Source organism: Agromyces litoreus, from assembly GCF_040496015.1.
GTDB lineage: Bacteria > Actinomycetota > Actinomycetes > Actinomycetales > Microbacteriaceae > Agromyces > Agromyces litoreus.
The window spans coordinates 41289-60284 of sequence record NZ_JBEPKA010000004.1; the positions used below are offsets into that span (position 1 = coordinate 41289).

Annotated in this window: 20 protein-coding genes; 8 read left to right on the forward strand and 12 right to left on the reverse strand. The window is 73.1% G+C overall.

The features are described 5' to 3' along the window. Window positions 1–6 precede the first annotated feature (6 nt). From ABME01_RS04405 to ABME01_RS04425, 5 genes are all read right to left on the reverse strand, one after another. Window positions 7–369, reverse strand: coding sequence for a hypothetical protein (locus tag ABME01_RS04405; protein WP_353827148.1), 363 nt, complete (start codon window positions 367–369; stop codon window positions 7–9). Further along, complete coding sequence (locus ABME01_RS04410) at window positions 366–701, reverse strand: DUF202 domain-containing protein (RefSeq protein WP_353827149.1); 336 nt, start codon at window positions 699–701, stop codon at window positions 366–368. Before ABME01_RS04410 ends, ABME01_RS04405 begins: the two co-directional genes overlap by 4 nt. Then, on the reverse strand, window positions 698–1054 hold the full coding sequence (locus ABME01_RS04415) for a YidH family protein (protein ID WP_353827150.1): 357 nt from the start codon (window positions 1052–1054) through the stop codon (window positions 698–700). The genes ABME01_RS04410 and ABME01_RS04415 overlap by 4 nt, the downstream gene beginning before the upstream one ends. Before the next feature lie 72 nt (window positions 1055–1126). Further along, a complete protein-coding gene (gene gnd / locus ABME01_RS04420) occupies window positions 1127–2590 on the reverse strand; it encodes an NADP-dependent phosphogluconate dehydrogenase (protein WP_353827151.1) in 1464 nt (487 codons plus the stop codon). Between the two features lie 107 nt (window positions 2591–2697). Then, window positions 2698–3417, reverse strand: a complete 720-nt coding sequence (locus tag ABME01_RS04425) for a FadR/GntR family transcriptional regulator (RefSeq protein ID WP_353827152.1) — start codon at window positions 3415–3417, stop codon at window positions 2698–2700. Between the two features lie 58 nt (window positions 3418–3475). On the opposite strand from ABME01_RS04425, the gene ABME01_RS04430 reads away from it, so the two are divergent. After that, a complete protein-coding gene (locus ABME01_RS04430) occupies window positions 3476–4633 on the forward strand; it encodes an FAD-dependent oxidoreductase (protein ID WP_353827153.1) in 1158 nt (385 codons plus the stop codon). A gap of 28 nt (window positions 4634–4661) precedes the next feature. On the opposite strand, the gene ABME01_RS04435 is transcribed toward ABME01_RS04430, so the two are convergent. Further along, window positions 4662–5225, reverse strand: a complete 564-nt coding sequence (locus ABME01_RS04435; RefSeq protein WP_353827154.1) for an SRPBCC family protein — start codon at window positions 5223–5225, stop codon at window positions 4662–4664. Between the two features lie 155 nt (window positions 5226–5380). On the opposite strand from ABME01_RS04435, the gene ABME01_RS04440 reads away from it, so the two are divergent. Continuing rightward, window positions 5381–6115: a hemerythrin domain-containing protein gene (locus ABME01_RS04440; RefSeq protein ID WP_353827328.1), complete on the forward strand. Its 735-nt coding sequence runs from the start codon at window positions 5381–5383 to the stop codon at window positions 6113–6115. Window positions 6116–6139: 24 nt separating this feature from the next. Here ABME01_RS04440 and ABME01_RS04445 read toward each other — a convergent pair whose 3' ends face one another. After that, a complete protein-coding gene (locus ABME01_RS04445) occupies window positions 6140–6982 on the reverse strand; it encodes a UbiA family prenyltransferase (RefSeq protein ID WP_353827155.1) in 843 nt (280 codons plus the stop codon). Between the two features lie 219 nt (window positions 6983–7201). Here ABME01_RS04445 and ABME01_RS04450 point away from each other — a divergent pair, with 219 nt between their 5' ends. After that, a complete protein-coding gene (locus tag ABME01_RS04450; RefSeq protein ID WP_353827156.1) occupies window positions 7202–7840 on the forward strand; it encodes a 50S ribosomal protein L25/general stress protein Ctc in 639 nt (212 codons plus the stop codon). A 107-nt stretch (window positions 7841–7947) separates the two neighbouring features. After that, complete coding sequence (gene pth / locus ABME01_RS04455) at window positions 7948–8577, forward strand: aminoacyl-tRNA hydrolase (RefSeq protein WP_353827157.1); 630 nt, start codon at window positions 7948–7950, stop codon at window positions 8575–8577. Window positions 8578–8620: 43 nt separating this feature from the next. Here the strand turns inward: pth and ABME01_RS04460 are convergent, their stop codons facing one another. Continuing rightward, a complete protein-coding gene (locus tag ABME01_RS04460) occupies window positions 8621–9124 on the reverse strand; it encodes a hypothetical protein (protein ID WP_353827158.1) in 504 nt (167 codons plus the stop codon). 74 nt (window positions 9125–9198) lie between these two features. Between ABME01_RS04460 and ABME01_RS04465 the strand changes: the two genes are divergently transcribed. Continuing rightward, complete coding sequence (locus tag ABME01_RS04465; RefSeq protein ID WP_353827159.1) at window positions 9199–9465, forward strand: DUF4190 domain-containing protein; 267 nt, start codon at window positions 9199–9201, stop codon at window positions 9463–9465. Between the two features lie 18 nt (window positions 9466–9483). Beyond that, complete coding sequence (locus ABME01_RS04470) at window positions 9484–10227, forward strand: DUF1361 domain-containing protein (RefSeq protein ID WP_353827160.1); 744 nt, start codon at window positions 9484–9486, stop codon at window positions 10225–10227. Window positions 10228–10245: 18 nt separating this feature from the next. Here the strand turns inward: ABME01_RS04470 and ABME01_RS04475 are convergent, their stop codons facing one another. Further along, window positions 10246–10971 carry a ribonuclease H family protein gene (locus ABME01_RS04475; protein WP_353827161.1) on the reverse strand — a complete coding sequence of 242 codons (726 nt, stop codon included), beginning with the start codon at window positions 10969–10971 and terminating at the stop codon, window positions 10246–10248. A 90-nt stretch (window positions 10972–11061) separates the two neighbouring features. On the opposite strand from ABME01_RS04475, the gene mfd reads away from it, so the two are divergent. After that, window positions 11062–14727 carry a transcription-repair coupling factor gene (mfd, locus tag ABME01_RS04480; protein WP_353827162.1) on the forward strand — a complete coding sequence of 1222 codons (3666 nt, stop codon included), beginning with the start codon at window positions 11062–11064 and terminating at the stop codon, window positions 14725–14727. A 36-nt stretch (window positions 14728–14763) separates the two neighbouring features. On the opposite strand, the gene nhaA is transcribed toward mfd, so the two are convergent. Continuing rightward, window positions 14764–16050 (reverse strand): Na+/H+ antiporter NhaA, encoded by a 1287-nt coding sequence (nhaA, locus tag ABME01_RS04485; RefSeq protein ID WP_353827163.1) that lies wholly within the window; start codon window positions 16048–16050, stop codon window positions 14764–14766. An 80-nt stretch (window positions 16051–16130) separates the two neighbouring features. On the opposite strand from nhaA, the gene ABME01_RS04490 reads away from it, so the two are divergent. After that, on the forward strand, window positions 16131–16847 hold the full coding sequence (locus ABME01_RS04490) for a nucleoside triphosphate pyrophosphohydrolase (RefSeq protein ID WP_353827164.1): 717 nt from the start codon (window positions 16131–16133) through the stop codon (window positions 16845–16847). A gap of 10 nt (window positions 16848–16857) precedes the next feature. Here ABME01_RS04490 and ABME01_RS04495 read toward each other — a convergent pair whose 3' ends face one another. Beyond that, window positions 16858–17937, reverse strand: a complete 1080-nt coding sequence (locus ABME01_RS04495) for an ABC transporter permease (protein ID WP_353827165.1) — start codon at window positions 17935–17937, stop codon at window positions 16858–16860. Further along, a complete protein-coding gene (locus ABME01_RS04500) occupies window positions 17934–18857 on the reverse strand; it encodes an ABC transporter ATP-binding protein (protein ID WP_353827166.1) in 924 nt (307 codons plus the stop codon). Before ABME01_RS04500 ends, ABME01_RS04495 begins: the two co-directional genes overlap by 4 nt. Window positions 18858–18996 lie beyond the last annotated feature (139 nt).

Consider the following 18996-nt stretch of genomic DNA (forward strand, 5'->3'; position numbering starts at 1 on the left):
TCGCGCCTAGGCGTCGCGTCCGGGGAGGGCCGGCTTCGGCGCGGCGGGCATGAGCCCGAGGTTGCCGATGACGATCGAGCCGCCCGACGGGGAGACGGCGAGGCACAGCCAGCCCGGACCGCCCTGCGCGAACAGGTCGAACTCGACGCGCGACTCGTCGATCCGGCTGACGTCGGCGACGTAGGCGTCGCACGCGCGCGCCGCGGCGGACCGGGCGACGCCGATGCCGGAGAGCACGATCGGCAGCACCATCGCGGCGAGCGCGAGCAGCACGGCGATGCGCAGTACGCGCCGCCGCCGTTCGCCGAAGACCGGCCCGTCGAGCTCGTCCCACTCGTCCCGGTCGCCGGCGCCGCGGTCGCTGCTCACCAGGTGCTCCCGGCCAGGATCGACCAGACCGCGGCGACGCCCGCGAACAGGGTGGCCCCGAGCACCGTCCAGGCCAGCGGGAGCGGCAGCGGCGCCGGCTCGCCGAGCGCATCGAGTACGCGCCGGCGCTGCCAGCCGGCCGCGAGGATCACGACGGCGCCGACGAAGACCACCGCCGACGCCGCGACGAGCGACGGCCGGTCGCCGACGAGCCCCTCGCGCAGCACCAGCATCCCGTTCACGGCGATGGCGAACGAGGTCCGCGACCACGCCAGCGCGGTGCGCTCGGGCTGCAGGCCCGGGTCGCGTGGCGGGGTCGCGGCATCGCTCACGCGGTCACCACGAAGAGGACCGCGAGGACGGCTGAGGCGATAAGACCGACTCCGCCGATCACGGGCAGCACCCAGCTGAACGGCAGCGGGCCGTTGCGGCGCATCGCGATCTCGTTGGCGCGCCAGCGCGTGTAGGCGCCCACGCTAAGCGCGGCGGACGCCACGGCGAGCAGGATCGCGAGCCCCAGGACGACGACGCGGGGCTCGAGCGCCGTGGCGAACTGGTGGAGCAGCACGCCGCCGGCGAGCAGCGCGAGCGCCGTGCGGATCCACGCCAGGAACGTGCGCTCGTTGGCGAGGGTGAACCGGTAGTCCGGTTCGACGCCGTCACGGCGCCACGACGGTTCGCGCACGCGGCGCTCCCTTCCTCGGGTGGGATGCCGGGCCGCCCGGTCGACCCGGGCGGCCCGTCGGCCGGGTCGGCCTCAGCTCGACGGCGTGACGTCGACCTCGGTGCGATCGCCCGACCACAGCGTGTGGAAGACGCCGGGCTTGTCGACCCGCCGGTAGGTGTGCGCCCCGAAGAAGTCGCGCTGCCCCTGCACGAGGGCCGCGGGCAGGCGGTCGGCGCGCAGCGCGTCGTAGTACGCGAGCGAGGACGAGAACGCGGGGGTCGGGATGCCGGCCTCCGCGGCCGTGGCGACGATGCGGCGCCACGCGGACTGGCCGCCCGTGATCGCGTCGCGGAAGTACGGTGCGACCGCGAGCGCGACCAGCGACGGGTCGTCGGCGTAGGCGTCGGCGATGCGGTTGAGGAAGCGGGCGCGGATGATGCATCCGGCGCGCCAGATCTTCGCGATGTCGCCCTTGTGCACGTCCCATCCGAACTGCTCGGCGCCGGCGATGATCTCGTCGAACCCCTGCGAGTAGGCGACGATCTTCGAGGCGTACAGCGCGAGGCGCACGTCCTCGATGAACGCGTCGACGTCATCGACCGTCCACTCGGTCTCCGGGCCGGGAAGGTCGGTTGCCGCATCGCGCTGCGCGCGGCGCGAGGAGAGGCTCCGGGCGAAGACCGCCTCCGCGATGCCGGAGACGGGCACGCCGAGGTCGAGCGCGTTCTGCACGGTCCAGGCGCCGGTGCCCTTCGCGCCGGCCTCGTCGAGGATGACGTCGACGAGGGGCTCGCCCGTCTCGGCGTCGACCTGGCGCAGCACCTCGGCCGTGATCTCGATGAGGTAGCTCTCGAGTTCGCCGGTGTTCCACTCGGCGAACACGTCGGCGATCTCGGTCGGAGACTTGCCGGTGCCGCGGCGGATGAGGTCGTAGGCCTCGGCGATGAGCTGCATGTCGGCGTACTCGATGCCGTTGTGCACCATCTTGACGAAGTGGCCCGCGCCGTCGGTGCCGACGTGCGTCACGCAGGGCTCGCCGTCGGGCGCGACCGCGGCGATGGTGCGCAGGATCGGGCCGAGCGTCTCGTACGACTGCGCCGTGCCGCCCGGCATGAGCGAGGGTCCGTGCAGGGCGCCCTCCTCGCCGCCGGACACGCCCATGCCGACGAAGTGGATGCCGCTGGCCTTCAGGTCGGCTTCGCGGCGGATCGTGTCGTGGAAGTTCGCGTTGCCGCCGTCGACGATGATGTCGCCCGGTTCGAACCGCGACGCGAGCTCGGAGATCACGGCATCGGTCGGCGCTCCCGCCTTCACCAGGATGATCGCGGTGCGGGGCCGCGCGAGCGAGGCGACGAAGTCGTCGTAGCTCTCCGAGGGGACGAATCCGGCCTCCGGGTGCTCGGTGACGAGGTCGCGCGTCCGGCCGGGGTGGCGGTTGAAGACCGCGACCGTGTTCCCCTCGCGCCCGGCGAGGTTGCGGGCGAGGTTCGAGCCCATGACGGCGAGGCCGACGACTCCGATGTTCGCGCTGGCGGTGGTGGTGCTCTCGGACATGCTCACGGCTCCTGCGTCGGTGGGGTTCGGCACCACGCTAGCAGGGCGGCGCCGTTCGAGAATCTGACGTCAACCAGTATTGCAGGCAATACGTATGATTTAAAAGGCTACGACGCCGGCCAGGACCGGGGGAGATCCTGCCACGTCCGCTCCACGTCGTCGGCGGTCCGGCCCAGGACCCGGAGCATGGCCTCCCGCGCCGCGTCGGGCCTCCCGGCGAGGATCGCGTCGGCGACGTCGACGTGCCACTGCATCGCGTCCTCGCTCGGGCGCGCCGGCATCAGGCCGCTGGAGGCGCGGCCGGACAGCACCTCGCCGATCGCATCGCCGAGGCCCGCGAACATCTCGTTGCCCGACGCGCGCAGCACGGCGCGGTGGAAGGCGATGTCGCGCTCCAGGAACGCCTCGGCATCGCCCGCCCTGCCCGCCGCCCGCATGGCGGCCGCGATCGCCATGAGGTCGGTCCCGTCATCCGGCCGCGCGAACCGGGCCGCGAGCTCGGCCGCGACCGGCTCCACCGCCGTCCGAAGCTCGGTGAGCGAACGCAGTTGCTCGCCCTTGCGTCCGGACCCGAGGCGCCAGCGGATCACCGACGGGTCGAACAGGTTCCATGCGTCCATCGTCCGCACGCGGATGCCGACGCGCCGAACGGACTCCACCAGTCCGAGCGACTGCGCGACGCGGACCGCCTCGCGCACCACCGACCGCGACACCTGCAGGTCCGCCTCGAGCACCTCGGTGCGCAGCACGGTCCCCGGCGCGAGCTCGCCCGAGACGATCCGCGAGCCGAGGTGCTCGACGGCGAGATCGTGCAGGCGGGAACCCATGCGGCGAGCATATCGGCGGGCCGGCACGGGTCCGGCGGCGACCCGGATATCGTGAACCATGCCTGCGAGCCCGCTGCGCGATGCGATCGTCGTCGGTGCTGGACCCGTCGGCCTGCTGCTCGCCTCCGAGCTCTGCCGGCGCGGACTCGACGTCGAGCTCCTCGAACGGCGCGCCGCGGCCGGGCGCGGAAGCCGCGCCGTGGGCGTGCATCCGCCGGTCCTCGCCGCGCTCGAGCCGTCCGGGATCACCGACCGCCTCCTCGCGGGCGCCGTGCGGGTCTCGCGGGGCGAGGCCCGTTCGGGCGGCGCCCTCCTCGGCGTGGTCCGCTTCGACCGCCTGGGGGTGCGGTTCCCGTTCGTCGCGACCCAGCCCCAGCACCGGACCGAGGCGGCGCTCGCCGCGGGCGGCCCGGAACCGGTGCGGGGCGCGACGGTGCTCGCGCTCGTGCGCCGTGCGGACCACGTCGTCGTGCGGGTCGAGGTCGAAGGCCGGGTCGTCGAGCGCCGGGCGCGGATCGTCGCCGTCGCCACGGGCGGGGCGGGGCGCGGCCTCGTGTTCCGGCACGGCGCGGCGGCGGCTCGCGACTACGACGACCGCTACCTCATGGCGGACGCCGGCGTGGGCGAGCGGGACGACGCCGACATGGCGGTCGTGCACCTGCACCGGGCGGGCGTGCTCGAGTCCTTCCCGCTCCCCGACGGCCGGCGGCGGTTCGTCGCCTGGGACCCGCCCGGCGGCGAGACCGACGACGCGACTCGGGCCTCGCGCCTGCGCCGGGCGCTCGCGGCGCGCGGCGAGCCCGGCGCCGCCGACGCGATCACCGAGGCCGCCGCGTTCGGCGTTCGGCGGTTCGTGGCATCGTCGATGCGGCGCGGGCGCGTGTTCGTGCTCGGCGATGCCGCGCACGAGGTCAGCCCGATCGGCGGACAGGGCATGAACCTCGGCCTCCTCGACGCGGTCGCGCTCGCGCCCCTGCTCGAGCGCTGGATCGCCTCCGGGAGGGAGCCGGGACCCGAGCTCGCGCGCTGGGAGCGGCGACGGGTGTCCTCCGCGCGGATCGCCGCCGGGCTGGCGGGCGCGAACACGGCGCTCGGCCGCCCCCGGTCGGGCGCCGCCGACGCCCTGCGCCGCACCGCGCTTCGCACCGCGTTCGCGCCGCCGCTCGATCGGCTCTTCGCGCACGCGTACGCGATGGGATTCGACCGCGACGGGTGATCGGCGACGGGCCCGGGGGGCGCGACGGTCAGTCGTCCGCGACGCCCCGCTGTCGCCGCCACCGCAGCGCCGCCCGGCTCCTCCGGGTGAGCAGCCGGTCGAGCCGGCGGAAGTCCCTCGCGAGGATCAGGTGGTGGGTCGCCCAGTCGGGCAGCCATCCGACCTGCCAGCGCAGCGCGCCGGAGAGTTCTCCGAAGTAGTCCGCCCGGATCCGCGTGATGCCGCCCGACGCGCGGCACGCGTACTCGACACGGGCGTTCCAGGGCGCCGAGGACCACCACACGACGCACCGGTCCTCCTCGAGGTGCTCGAGCGTGTCGATGAAGTGCGCCCGGAACGGGCCGATGCGGTCGGTGGCCATCCACCTCGTGCCGACCCGGACGGGCCCGTCGTCGAAGCGCCGCCGGAATGCGACCGCCGGGGCGAACTCGTGCCAGCGCATCGGATCGGCCAGGTACGGGAACACCACCTCGACGGGGTGGTGGACGGTCGCGTCCACCACGATGTGGCGCTCCCAGCGGCGTCTCCTCGCCGCGGGATCGGGCCGACTCGGACGGGTGGCGTGCGCACCACCCGTGGGCGGTTCCTCCACGGCGCGAGTGTATTTCCCGGCCGCCGTCGCCCGCAATCGACTTCGGTCCCGCGCGACGCTCGTCCCCGCCGTCCGGTGCGGGCCAGGTGTAGACTCCGGGCGTTCGCCGCGGGATGCGGCAGGCTGCCGCCGCCCGTGACGGGATCGGGGTGGACATGGTCGAGAAGCTGCCCTCCTCCGGCGCGCTGCCGGCCGGGGAGGTCGCCGGATGCGACACGTCGGGCATGATCCTCGTCCACCGCATCTTCCGCTGGCTGTACCGTGAGCTTCCCCTGCTCGTGCGCGACGTCGACGACGGCGACGTGGCCCGCGCCGAGGTCGTGGCCGTCTACGCGCGGCTCGACTTCTTCGCCCTCCACCTCCATCACCGCACCGAGGACACCGTGCTCTGGGACCGCCTGTCCGCCCGGGCGCCCGGCTGCGCCGCGCACGTCGAGCTGATGCGGGCGCAGCACGCCGAGGTGGCGGCGCGGCTCGAGCGCATCGAGCCCCAGCTCGACCCATGGGTCGGGCACGCGGACGCCGCGCGGCGCGACGCGTTCGCCTCCGACATCGAGGAGCTCCGCGACACGCTCGCCGTGCACCTCGGCCGTGAGGAGCAGGACATCCTCCCGGTCGCCGGAGAGGTCATGTCCCAGCGGGAGTGGGACCAGCTGGAGGCCCACACGCGGGCCGAGCTCATGGCGCGACGGAAAGAGTTCCCGAGGGACGTCCTGTCGCTCCAGCTCGGCCTGCTGCTCGCGAGCGTCCCGGAGGACGAGCGCGAGGCGTGGTACCACGCCAACGTCCCCGCGCCGATCCGCGTGCTCTACCTGCTGCTCATGCGCCGGCGGTACGACCGGGCCATGCAGGAGCTGTACCCGGACCGTCCCGTTCCCTCGATGTTCTGACCGGGACCGGACCGCACCTTGGCCTCAGCTCGCGAGCACGCGGCCCGCGGCGACCAGCTGCACCGCCAGGAGCAGGGCGGCCAGCATCACGAGCCGGAAGAGCGCGCGCGACGGCGGCCGGAGGACGGCCATGGCGAGCGTCGCCGCCGCGACGATCACGACGGCGGCGAAGCACGCCCAGGAGAACGGGGGGATCGCGGAGGCGTCGCCGCCGGAGGGGCCGACGAGCGCCGCCAGTCCGCCACCCACGACCGCGATGGCGGCGACGGCGGCCGAGGTCCTCGGCCCCCACCGGTGGGGGAGTCCGCGCACCCCGGTCGCCGCGTCCTGCTCGAGGTCGGGCAGCACGTTCGTCAGGTGCACCGCAGCGCCGAGGGCCGCGCCGGCGAGCCACGCCCACGCCGGGGCGACGACCGGCATCGGGCCCGAGAGGGTCGCGAGGCTCGGGAAGATCCCGAAGCTCACGAGGAACGGGACGATCGACGCGACCGTCGACTTCATGCCCGCGTTGTACGCCCAGGCCGACCCCAGGGCGAGCGCATGCGCGCCGAGCATGCCCCAGCCGAGGAGCGCGGAGAGCAGCAGCGCCGCGCCGAGCGCCGCGAGGGCCGCTCCCCAGGCGACGCCGGTCGTGACGTCACCGCGTGCGATCGGCTTGTCCCGTCGCGCGGCGGCGCGATCCCGCGGGGCGTCGATCGCGTCGTTCGAGATGCCGACCGACAGCTGGCCCGCGAACACCGCGAGCGCGAGCAGCGCGAGGCGTGCGGGATCGAGCGCGGCCGACCAGCCCAGCGCGACCGCGAGCGAGGTGACGACGGTCGTCGGACCGGGGTGCGACGACCGCCAGAGGGCGCCCGCGGTGCTCACGCGCACGATGCTCTCACGACATCCGGTAGACTGAGCGATTGAACTTCGGCGAGGGATGCCGCCGGAGGCCGGTTCGTCCGGCTGCGGCATCCGTGATCGACGCGGTGGAACGAGACTCACGGCTGTTCCTCACGCTGGCTGCGCCCGACGCAGTGCCGGTCGTTCGAGATGACACAACAGAACCCACTCTGGGCCGCGAGCCCGCAAGGAGCCATCACCATGGACGAAGACAACAAGATCGTCGCCGAGCTGCGCGAGTCCTTCGGCAAGGGCGCGGCGCGCAAGATCCGCGCCGCCCACAAGATCCCCGCCGTCCTGTACGGCCACGGCGGCGAGCCGAAGCACGTGACCCTGCCCGGCCACGAGACCGCCCTGCTCATCCGCAAGGCCAACGCCGTGATCGACCTCCAGCTCGAGGGCAAGAGCCAGCTCGCCCTGGTCAAGGACGTCCAGAAGGACCCGGTGCACCAGATCATCGAGCACATCGACCTCATCGTCATCAAGCGCGGCGAGAAGGTCCAGGTCGAGGTGCCGGTGCACGTCGAGGGCGAGCCGGTCTCCGGCACCATCGCCGACCTCGACGCGCACACGCTGCTCCTCGAGGTCGAGGCGACCCACATCCCCGAGAACGTCGTCGTGAGCGTCGAGGGCCTCGACGAGGGCTCGCAGGTCCTGGCCAAGGAGGTCGAGCTGCCCAAGGGCGCGACCCTGGTCACCGACGAGGACGTGCTCGTCGTCAACGTCCACGTGCCGCAGAAGGTCGACCTGGGCGAGGAGCCCGAGGAGGCCGAGGGCGAGGAGGCCGCCGAGGCCGAGGCCGCCGAGGACGAGGCCGCCGAGGGCGAGTCGGCCGAGTAATCGATCCCGCTTCGTCGCGAGGGTCCGCGGCACCGCATCCGGGTACGCTCGGATCGCGGGGCCGCGGGCCCTCCGCCGTTCCCACCACCACCCGCCCGGAGGCATCCGTGAACCTCATCGAACGCCTCCTGCACCGCCGGAAGGACGAGGCCGTGTCCGAGAACACCTGGCTCGTGGTCGGCCTCGGCAATCCGGGGGCCCAGTACGCCGGCAACCGCCACAACGTCGGCCAGATGGTGACCGACGAAGTCGCCGCGCGCATCGGAGCGACCTTCAAGAGCCACAAGACGCCCTCGCGCGTCGCCGAGGGATTCCTCGGCCCGGGCCGTCCGAAGCTCGTGCTCGCGAAGCCCAACAGCTACATGAACACCTCCGGCGGGCCCGTCTCGGCGCTGCTGAAGTTCTACTCGCTCGGCGTCGATCGACTCGTCGTCGTGCACGACGAGCTCGACATCCCGTTCGACACCGTGCGGCTGAAGCGCGGCGGCGGTCACGGCGGCCACAACGGCCTCCGCGACATCCAGAAGGCGGCCGGATCGCCCGACTTCACGCGCGTCCGGGTCGGCATCGGCCGACCGCCCGGCCGGATGGATGCCGCCGACTACGTGCTGCGCGACTTCGCCGGGCCCGAGCGCGCCGCGCTGCCGAACCTGCTGTCGGATGCCGCGGACGCCGTGGAGGCCGTCGTCGAGCTCGGCCTCGTGGCGGCACAGCAGCGCTTCCACTCGCCGGCCTGACGGCGGGCCGCGGACGCCGTGACGGCGCCGACCTCGTCCGGGGTCACCCCGACGGCTGCGTGCAGCGGCTCGTCGACGTCAGGATGATCCGCGGGGACCCGCTCTCGATGCTCGCCGTGATCCGCGTGACCAGGAGCCGCCGGTCGACGAGCTTGGCCCGGAGCGGCTCCGTGCGGTACGCCGGTCCGCGGTACTCCCAGCCGTCCGCGGGGGCGAATTCCTGCCCGAGCGCGTTGATCCACGCCATCCGGTCGAGGGCCGGATCGAGGTCGACGACGCGGCGCACGTGTACCTCGCTTCCGCCGTTCCCGGTCACGCAGTCCTCCACCTCGCTCGACTGGGTCGAGTCCAGCACCATGGCCGCGGGGATGGTCCGCTCGACCTCGTCGAACACCTCGGTGAGCTCGCCCTCGGCGGCCGCGGTCGTGGCCGGCCTCGGATCGGGCACGGAGCGCGTGGCGATCCAGGCGATGAGGACGAGCACGGCGACGGCGATGACGGAGACGAGGGTCAGGCCGGGTCGCCGTCGTGCAGGGCGACGGGTCATGCGCCGACGGTATCCGAACGCGACTCGCCCGCGGGTCGCAACGCGCCGACGGATCCGGCACGTACCCTGCGGCAATGACCACTCCTCCTCCCGCCCCGGCCGGCGACCGCTGGAACCTGTGGGCGATCGTCGCGTTCGTCACCGTCTGGTTCACCGGCATCCTCGGCCTGGTGTTCGGCTACATCGCGCTCTCGCAGATCAAGCGGACCGGGGAGCGGGGTCGGGGCCTCGCGCTCGCCGCGGTGATCCTCGGATGGATCGGGGTGCTCATCGGCGTCCTCATCCTCATCCTCGTGCTGGTCTCGGGCGGCCTGTACGTCGCAAGCACGACGTCCGGCTGAGCTCCGCCCGGTCAGGCCATGGTCGTCGGCGTCTGCGCGATCGCGCTGCTGCTGCTCAACGCCTACGCGCTCCTGCTGATCGGGCTCCGGGCCCGGCTGTACGGGGTGCGGGTGTACCGGCCGATGCTCGTGAACCTGGCGCTGTCGCTGGTCCCGGTCGGCGGGGCGGTGCTCGTGTTCGTGTTCCTGTTCGCGCTGGTGCCGGTGCTGGTCTCGCTCCCGGGGCCGCTCGCCGCCGCGGCGCCGGTCCTCGAGTGGGCGTACCTCACCGTCGCGACGGGGCTGTGGGTCCTGTTCTTCCCGAACTCGATCTACCTGATCACGGAGCTGAACCTGAGCCACCGCGGTCCGGACGACACGGTCCCGCTCTGGTACGACCTCGTCCAGACCCTGGCGCTCACCCTCTCCGGGATCGCGAACGCGGTGCTCGGCCTCGGCATCGTGCAGACCGGGTTCATCGTGCTCGTCGACGACCCGGCGGGCGGCGCAGGCGGGCCCCCGTCGTGGAGCTGGTGGTTCGCGGGCGCCGTGATCCTGCTGGGTGCGGTGGGCGTCTACCTCGGCCGATTCCTCCGGTTCAACAGCTGGGACGTCCGGCATCCCGGGTCCATGCTCGTGAAGCTGCGCGAGCACTTCGCGCATCCGGGTCGTGCGGTCGACGCGATCGGCTTCGTCGTCACCCACGCGGTGCTCGTGGGACTCGTGTACGTGCCGCTCTACGTCGCCGGGTACGTCGCCGCGACGATGCCGGCGGGCACCTGACTGCGACGGCGGGGACGTCTAGATCAGCCCGCGCAGGAACTCCTCCGGCGTCAGTCCGGCGTCGCGGGCGCGTTCGACCAGGCGCGTGTGCTCCTCGGTCGTGAGCTCGAGCGAGAGCGTGCGCCAGTCCGCGCTCGGGTCGTCGAAGTCGAACAGCGCGGCGTCCTCCGCCTCGCGGTCCGCGACCACGGCGGACGCCGGCACGGGATCCGCGACGGCCGCCGCGCTCGTCGCGGCCGACGAGCGCGCGAGCCCTGGGGCGTCCGCGCCGTCCGGCTCGCACGATCGGGTCCAGCCGGGACCGCGGGGGACGTCGCTGCCGGCGCGGTACGCGGTCGCGGCCGCGCGGGCACGATCGTCGGCCGCCTCGTTCGCGGGGTGCCCCGCGTGGCCGCGCACCCACTCGAACCGGTAGCGGCGACCGGCGAGCTCGGCGTCGAGCGCCTCCATCAGGTCGCGGTTCAGCACGGGGGAGCCGTCGGCCTTGCGCCATCCCTTGCGTTTCCAGTTCGGCATCCACTTCGTCACGGCGTTGATCACGTACTGGCTGTCGCACTGCACGAGCAGCTCGTCGTCGAGGTGCGCGGTCGCGCGGAACAGCTCGAGCACGGCGGTGAGCTCGCCCTGGTTGTTCGTGGCCCGCGGCCAGCCGCCGGCGGCCCAGCAGCCGTCGTCGACGTACCAGCACCAGCCTGCCGGGCCGGGGTTGCCGAGGGCGGAGCCGTCTGCGGCGGCGATGATCATGCGGGTCCTTCCGGTGGGTACGGGCGGCGACCATGCTAGCGGCGCGCACCGACCCGGCCCGCTGTCGGACGGCGCGCGTAGACTGCTCCGGTGATCCTGCAGGGCTTGAACACGGCGCTCTCGCGCGCCTCCACGATCGACCGAGCCCTCGCCGAGGCGGAGCGGAACGCCGACTTCTCGGCCGTCGCCGGACTCGATGCGCCGTTGCTGGCCGGGCTCCTCCGGCGCCGCGCCGAGGCCGGCCGGCCCGCGGCGCTGCTGGTCGTCACCGCCACGAGCCGCGAGGGCGAAGCGCTCCGCGCATCGCTCGCGCCGTACCTCGAGACGGCCGAGATCCTCGAGTTCCCCGCCTGGGAGACGCTGCCGCACGAGCGGCTGAGCCCCAGCGCCGAGACCGTCGGCCGGCGCCTCCACGCCATCCGCCGCATGTCGACCTGGGCGGCCGATGGCGCACGTCATCCGCTCGTGGTGGTCGCGTCGGTGCGCGCGGCCCTGCAGCCGGTCGCGGACAACCTCGCCGGCCGCGAGCCGATCGAGCTCGTCGCCGGAGGTCGCGGATACGATCTGGCGGCGATCGCCGAGGAACTCGTCGACCTCGCCTACGCACGGGTCGACATGGTCTCCCGACGCGGCGAGTTCGCCGTCCGGGGCGGCATCCTCGACGTGTTCCCGCCCACCGCCGACCATCCCGTCCGCGTCGACTTCTTCGGCGACGAGGTCGAGGAACTGCGCGCGTTCTCCGTCGCCGACCAGCGGTCGCTCCCCGATCCGGTGGAGCGCGTGACGCTCGCCCCGAGCCGCGAGCTGCTGCTCACCGACCCCGTGCGCCAGCGCGCCCGCGAGATGGTGCACGAGTTCCCGAACCTCTCCGGCATGCTCGAGCGGATCGCCGAGGGCATCCCCGTCGAGGGCATGGAGTCGCTCGCGCCCGCCCTGCTCGACCGGCTCGTGCCCATCACGTCGTACCTGCCCGAGGGCGCGGCGGTCGCCGTCGTCGGCCCGGAGCGCGTCGCGGGCCGCGCGGTGAGCCTCGCCGAGACCAACCGCGAGTTCCTGGCCGCGGCGTGGAACGCCGCGACCGCGGGGGCGGCGGCGCCGATCGACCTCGCCGCCGGCGACTTCCTCACGTTGCGCGAGCTGCGCGAGTCCGCCCTGTTCAGCGCGCCGGGCGCACCCGACCCGCAGCGGGTGTGGTGGACCTTCTCGAGCTTCGACCAGGGCGACGCGGTCGAGGCCGTCGGCCAGGCGCCGGGCGATTCGGATGCCGCATACGTGCGTGTCGCGGCGACCCCCGTGCCGAGCTTCCAGGGGAACGTCGAGGGCGCGGTCGCGCACGTCGGCGAACGCCTGCGCGAAGGTTGGAGCCTCGTCGTCGCGGCCGCGGGCCACGGCCTGGTCGAGCGTGCGCGCGACGTGCTCGCCGAGCACGGCCTGGCCGGCCGTCTCGTCGACGCCGTGCCCGAGGCGCTCGAGCCGGGCGTGGCGTACCTCGTCCAGGCGCAGGCGTCGGCCGGCTTCGAGGTGCCGGAGGCGAAGCTCGGCCTGCTCGCCGAGGCCGAGTTCTACGGCCGCTCGGCCGGGTACGACACCCGGCAGGTCAAGAAGCTCGCGAGCCGTCGGCGGAACGTGGTCGATCCGCTGCAGCTGAAGGCGGGCGACCACGTCGTGCACTCCACGCACGGCATCGGGCGCTTCGTCGAGCTCGTGCAGCGCGAGGTGGCCGGCGCCCGGCCCACGGGACCGCGGCGAACGGGGGGCCTGCAGCCCGCGCCCAAGACGGTCCGCGAGTACGTCGTGCTCGAGTACGCGGCATCCAAGCGCGGCCAGCCGGGCGACCGCCTCTACGTGCCCATGGACCAGCTCGACCTGCTGAGTCGCTACGTGGGCGGCGAGGCGCCGAGCCTGTCGAAGATGGGCGGCAGCGACTGGGCGCAGGCGAAGAGCCGTGCCCGCAAGGCGGTGCGCGACATCGCCGTCGAGCTCGTCAAGCTCTACTCGGCGAGGATGGCCGCCAAGGGCCACGCCTTCGGGTCCGACACGCCCTGGCAGCACGAGCTCGAGGAGGCGTTCCCGTACGCCGAGACCCCCGACCAGCTGCAGACCATCGACGAGGTCAAGGCCGACATGGAGCGGCCGATCCCGATGGATCGCCTGCTCGCGGGCGACGTCGGCTTCGGCAAGACCGAGGTCGCCGTCCGCGCGGCGTTCAAGGCGATCCAGGACGGCAAGCAGGTCGCGATGCTGGTCCCGACGACGCTCCTGGTGAAGCAGCACTTCGAGACCTTCTCGGAGCGGTTCGCGGGCTTCCCGGTCCACATCCGCGCCCTGAGCCGCTTCCAGACCGACAAGGAGGTGCGCGAGACCCTCGCGGGCCTCGCCGACGGCACGGTCGACATGGTCATCGGCACCCACCGCATCCTCACCGAGAAGGTTCGGTTCAAGGACGTGGGCCTGCTCGTCATCGACGAGGAGCAGCGCTTCGGCGTCGAGCACAAGGACGCGCTGAAGAAGCTCAAGACGAACGTCGACATCCTCGCGATGAGCGCGACGCCGATCCCGCGGACGCTCGAGATGGCCGTGACCGGCATCCGCGAGATGTCCACGCTGGCGACGCCGCCGGAGGACCGGCACCCGATCCTCACCTTCGTCGGCCCGTACTCCGACCAGCAGGTCGCCGCCGCCATCCGACGCGAGATGCTCCGCGAGGGACAGGTGTTCTTCGTGCACAACCGCGTCTCGTCGATCAACCGGGTGGCCGCGAAGCTCGCGGAGCTCGTGCCGGAGGCCCGCATCGCCGTCGCGCACGGCCAGCTCAACGAGCACGCACTCGAGCAGATCGTGGTCGACTTCTGGGAGCGCAGGTTCGACGTGCTCGTCTCGACGACGATCATCGAGACCGGCCTGGACATCTCGAACGCGAACACGATCATCATCGACCGGGCCGACAAGTACGGCCTGAGCCAGCTCCACCAGCTGCGCGGTCGCGTCGGTCGCGGCCGCGAGCGCGCCTACGCGTACTTCCTCTACGATCCCGCGAAACCGCTCTCCGAGACCGCGCACGACCGCCTCGAGACGATCGCGGCGAACAACGAGCTCGGCAGCGGCATGCAGGTCGCGCTGAAGGACCTCGAGATCCGCGGCGCGGGCAACCTCCTCGGCGCCGAGCAGGCCGGCCACATCGCCGGCGTCGGCTTCGACCTCTACCTCCGTATGATCGGCGAGGCCGTGAGCGCGTTCCGCGGCGAGGTCGCCGAGGGCCAGACCGAGCTGCGGCTCGAACTGCCGGTCGACGCCCACATCCCCGAGGACTACGTCGACAGCGAGCGCCTGCGGCTCGAGGCGTACCAGAAGCTCTCGGCGGCGAGCGGCCCGGCCGCCAAGGACGGCCAGATCGACCTCGTGGTCGAGGAGCTGGTCGACCGGTACGGCGAGCTCCCGGAGCCCGTGGAGCACCTCGTGGCGGTCTCCCGCCTGCGCCGGAAGGCGCAGGTCGCCGGCCTGTCGGAGGTCATCGCGACCGGCTCGAAGCTGCGCATCGGGCCCGCGAAGCTGCCCGATTCCCGGCGCGTGCGCCTCGAGCGCATGTTCCCGGGCGCGCGGCTCTTCCCGCAGAACGACGTCGTGCTCGTGCCGTTCCCCACACCGGGCGGCGAGGCTCCCGGCGATGCCGACCTGATCGAGTGGGTCTCCAACCTCGTCGGGGCGATCTTCCCGGTCGAGCAGCCCGCCGAGGGCGCCGCGGCCGCCGCGCGCTGACGCGCCGCGTCGACCGTCCGCCCCGCGCCGGTCGCGTCAGTGCGCGAGCGGCCCGCCGACGCCCTCGGCGGCGCCTCGGCGCCGGTAGGCCCTCGACTTCAGGCTGACGAACACGGCGGAGACGACGATCGCGACCGCCGATCCGAGCAGGACCGCGACGACCCCCTGGTCCGCCACCTCGGGGTACTCCCGGAACGCGAGCTCGTTCATGAGCAGCGACACCGTGAAGCCGATGCCGCCCAGGGCGCCGACCATGGCGATGTCCGACCAGGTGAGCGGCTTGTTGCCCGTCTTCCGGTGCACGAACAGCGTCGCGATGCCGCCGATGAGCGTGATGCCGATGATCTTGCCGACCGGCAGCCCGACGAGGATGCCCCAGAAGGCGGGGTCGAGTTCGCTCGGGCGCACCTGCGGAATGGCCACGAGCGCCGCCGAGAACGCGAACAGCGGCAGGATGACCCCGTTCGACCACGGCTCGAGCGAGTGCGCGGCGCGGCCAGCCGGGCGGCGCGACATCACGAGGCCGAGCATCACACCGGCGATCGTGGCGTGCACGCCCGAGAGGTAGACGAACGACCAGGTCAGGATGCCGAGCACGTACAGGGAGGCGATGATCGGCCAGAGCGGACGGCGTGCGAGCACGTAGGGCGAGCGCGGTCGGAGCAGCCGGCTCATCATCCCGAACGTGGTGACGCTGATCGCCGCGAAGCCGAGCCAGGCCAGGTCGGCGTCGCTGGTGAAGAAGAACGCGATGATGAGGATCGCCACGAGGTCGTCGAGGACGGCGAGCGCGAGCAGGAACACGCGGACGCGGGTGGGGATGAACCGGCCGAACATCGCGAGCACGCCGAGCGCGAAGGCGATGTCGGTCGCGGTCGGGATGGGCCACCCGTCGGCCGTCGGTCCGTTCGCCGCGAAGGCGAGGAACACCAGCGCCGGCGCGATCACGCCGCCGAGCGCCGCGATCGCGGGGAGCGCCGCCTTCGACAGCGTGTTCAGCTCGCCGATCACCAGTTCGCGGCGCAGCTCGATCGCGACGATGAAGAAGAAGATCGCGAGCAGCCCGTCGCTCACCCAGTGGCCGAGCGAGAGGTCGAGCCCGGTGAAGGGGACCGCCAGGTGCACGTGCTTGAACTCGACCAGGTCGTGGCCGATCGGCGAGTTGGCGAGCACCAGGCCGAGGACGGCGGCGGCGAGCAGGAGGAACGCGGAGATGCGCTCCGAGCGGAGGACGTTCATGGACACCTCGGGGTCGGGGACGGCGGTCGGCGCCGCGCGGGCACGATACGACGCGCTGCGTCGGCCGACCAGACTTCCCGGCACCCCTGACGACGAGTCTATCGGGCGCGGATAGGCTCGCTTCGACGGGCGTGCACGACGGCGCCCGGGGGAGGCGTGGCGAGATGACGCGATCGGATGCCGCAGGCGAGACGACCACGGAGCCGCCCCCCGCGGGAGCGGGCGCGAACGACCCGGGCGCCCCGGGCGACGGCCTCCTCGGGCTGGTCGAGATGGTCGGGCGCCTCCGCGGCCCGGGCGGGTGCCCGTGGGACGCGGAGCAGACCCACGAGTCGCTGGTGCAGTACCTCGTCGAGGAGTGCTGGGAGCTCATCGACGCGATCGAGTCGGGCAGCCGCGAGGAGATGATCGAGGAACTCGGCGACGTGCTCTACCAGGTGCTCTTCCATGCCGACCTCGCGGCGCACACCCCCGGCGAGGACTACGACATCGACGACGTCGCGCGCCACATGACGGCGAAGATGGTCGCTCGCCATCCCCACGTGTTCGGGGATCGCGAGGCCGAGACCGCGGCCGACGTCGTCGCGTTCTGGGACGACCTCAAGGCGAGCGAGAAGCCGCACCGCACGAGCGTGCTCGACGGCGTCCCGCAGGGCATGCCTGCGCTCGCGCTCGCCCAGAAGCTGCTGGGCAAGGCCGAGAAGGTCGGCGTCACGCGGGCGCCGACGGATCCTGCGACCGCGCCCGCGACGGAGGCCGAGCTCGGCGAGACGCTGATGGCCCTCGTCGCCGGTGCACGGGCGCAGGGGCTCGACGCCGAGCGGGCGCTCCGCGACGCCGTGCGGGCGCTCCAGCAGGACGTGCGCTCCGCCGAGGCGTGATCGGCTCGGCTCAGGCGATCCGGCTTCCCCGGGGGAGCCGGGTGGCCGGCGTCGCCGTGCGTCGAACGGCCCACGCCAGCGCGCCGGTCGCGAGCAGCACGTGGATGCCGAGGCCGACGAACCACGACGGAACCGAACGCCGGTGCAGTTCCTCGGGGGTCTCGGCCCGGTCCGGCACGATCGCGCCGGAGGGTGTCCAGCCCGCGCACTCGTCGAAGACCTCCTCGAGCTCCGGGGCGTGCTGCGCCTGCCGCACGCCCACGGCGATCCAGGTGAAGAGGTCGGTCGGCGTCCCGTTCCGGTCGAAGACCGGAGGCGCCGCATCGGCCACCACCACGTAGGGGTTCGCGGCCAGGACGCCCCACACGTGGTCGAACCGCGGAACCTCGTAGGTCCACGTCTCCGGCGGCAGGCAGGGCGCGTCCGCGCCCGGCGGGACGCCGTCCCGCTCGACGGCCGCCCAGTCCACGTACGTGTTCGTGGCTCGGACCTCGGACTGCGCCGACGCCCCGCCCAGCCCGAAGGCGATGAGCGTGCCCACGGAGAGCGCCGCGATCACGAGGTACGTCACCGCGACGGAGAACAGCGGACGGTTCAGCAGGCCCGACAGTCCCACGCCGATCGCGGCGACCACGCCGAGCTCCACCGCCGTGACGAGCGTCGAGACGAGGATGGTGGACACGGGCACCTCGCCCAGGGTGACGGCGAAGACGAGGAACGGCAGGGCGGCGGCCAGGAAGGCCAGCGCCGTGATCCACGCGGCGATCCACTTGCCGAGCACGATCTGGGTCGTGGTCAGGAGCGTGACCTGGGTCGTCGCGAGGGTGCCGGCGTCGCGCTCGCCGTTGATGGCGTTCGCGCTCAGTGCGGGGGAGACGAGCGTGCCGAGCAACAGCACGAAGAACACGATCGAGGAGAAGACCCCGCCCCCGCCCTCGAACATCGCGTCCGTGGCGAGCACGAGCAGCACCGTGACCCCGGCGACGAGCGCCACGAAGACGCCGAGGAGCACGTACCAGGCCACGGTGCGCACGCGCTGGCGCAGGTCGAGCGTGACGACGAGCCACAGGCCCTGCAGGAATGCGCTCATGCCCGCTCCTCCCCGTTGCGGCTGAGATCGAGGAAGACGTGTTCGAGGTCACCGACGGCCGGGGCGAACGACGACACCGGCACCCCGGAGCCGACGAGGTGCGCGAGCAGCTGTGCGGCATCGGCCTCGGAGGCGAGCGGCACGACCGCGCCGAGGTGGTCGATGCGCGCCGCCTCGCCCCACCCGGCGGCGTCGAGCACGGCGCGGAGCCGGTCCGGGTCGAGCGACCTCAGGCGCCAGTCGCGCTCGGTGCGCTCCGCGCGCGCCACGTCGTCGGCTGCAGCGGTCACGCCCCCCGAGAGGTAGACGGCCTGGTCGGCCATCTCCTCGAGTTCGGCGAGCACGTGGCTCGAGACGAGCACCGTGCGCCCCTCGGATGCGAGGCGCCGGACGAGCGAGCGCAGCCGCACCCGCGCGGCCGGATCGAGTCCGGACGCCGGTTCGTCGAGGAGCAGCACGTCGGGATCGTGCACGAGGGCGCGTGCCAGGCTCAGCCGTTGCTTCTGGCCGCGGGAGAGCACGCGCGTCGGGCGGTCGGCGAGCTCGTCGAGGTCGACGAGCCCGATCAGCTCGTCGGCGCGCCGGGACGCGGCGTCCTTCGATCGCCCGTACATCCGCGCGCTCGCCGCCAGCGCCTCGCGGACCGTGAGCGACGCCCACGAACCCAGCAGGTCGGGCATCCACCCGATGCGGGCCCGGACCTCGCCGGCATCGGTCACCGGATCGAAGCCGGCGACGCGGATGGCGCCCGCGTCGGGTCGGAGCAGCGTCGCGAGCATGAGCAGCAGCGTCGTCTTGCCCGCGCCGTTCGGACCGATCAGGCCGGCCACGTGGCCCGGCTCGACCGTGAACGTCGCATCCCTGACGGCGTGCACGTCGCCGAACGCGCGTGCGACCCCGGACACCTCGATGCCGGTCATCCGACCTCCCTCGGTCGGCGATGCACCGACGATCCGGCAGCCTATCGACGCCGAGGAGGCCGTGGACCCGGGTCCGCCCGGATGTGGAGAACCGGTGGGTCGCGCCAGTGGGACGGTCCGGTTCGGAGCGCGCGATCCG

Coding starts and splice junctions, on each gene's coding strand:
- ABME01_RS04490 (WP_353827164.1), top strand. CDS start 16,131: ATGACGCGATCGGATGCCGCAGGCGAGACGACCACGGAGCCGCCCCCC.
- ABME01_RS04430 (WP_353827153.1), top strand. CDS start 3,476: ATGCCTGCGAGCCCGCTGCGCGATGCGATCGTCGTCGGTGCTGGACCC.
- ABME01_RS04440 (WP_353827328.1), top strand. CDS start 5,381: ATGGTCGAGAAGCTGCCCTCCTCCGGCGCGCTGCCGGCCGGGGAGGTC.
- ABME01_RS04470 (WP_353827160.1), top strand. CDS start 9,484: ATGGTCGTCGGCGTCTGCGCGATCGCGCTGCTGCTGCTCAACGCCTAC.
- ABME01_RS04465 (WP_353827159.1), top strand. CDS start 9,199: ATGACCACTCCTCCTCCCGCCCCGGCCGGCGACCGCTGGAACCTGTGG.
- ABME01_RS04450 (WP_353827156.1), top strand. CDS start 7,202: ATGGACGAAGACAACAAGATCGTCGCCGAGCTGCGCGAGTCCTTCGGC.
- ABME01_RS04475 (WP_353827161.1), bottom strand. CDS start 10,971: ATGATCATCGCCGCCGCAGACGGCTCCGCCCTCGGCAACCCCGGCCCG.
- ABME01_RS04425 (WP_353827152.1), bottom strand. CDS start 3,417: ATGGGTTCCCGCCTGCACGATCTCGCCGTCGAGCACCTCGGCTCGCGG.
- ABME01_RS04460 (WP_353827158.1), bottom strand. CDS start 9,124: ATGACCCGTCGCCCTGCACGACGGCGACCCGGCCTGACCCTCGTCTCC.
- gnd (WP_353827151.1), bottom strand. CDS start 2,590: ATGTCCGAGAGCACCACCACCGCCAGCGCGAACATCGGAGTCGTCGGC.
- ABME01_RS04495 (WP_353827165.1), bottom strand. CDS start 17,937: ATGAGCGCATTCCTGCAGGGCCTGTGGCTCGTCGTCACGCTCGACCTG.
- ABME01_RS04500 (WP_353827166.1), bottom strand. CDS start 18,857: ATGACCGGCATCGAGGTGTCCGGGGTCGCACGCGCGTTCGGCGACGTG.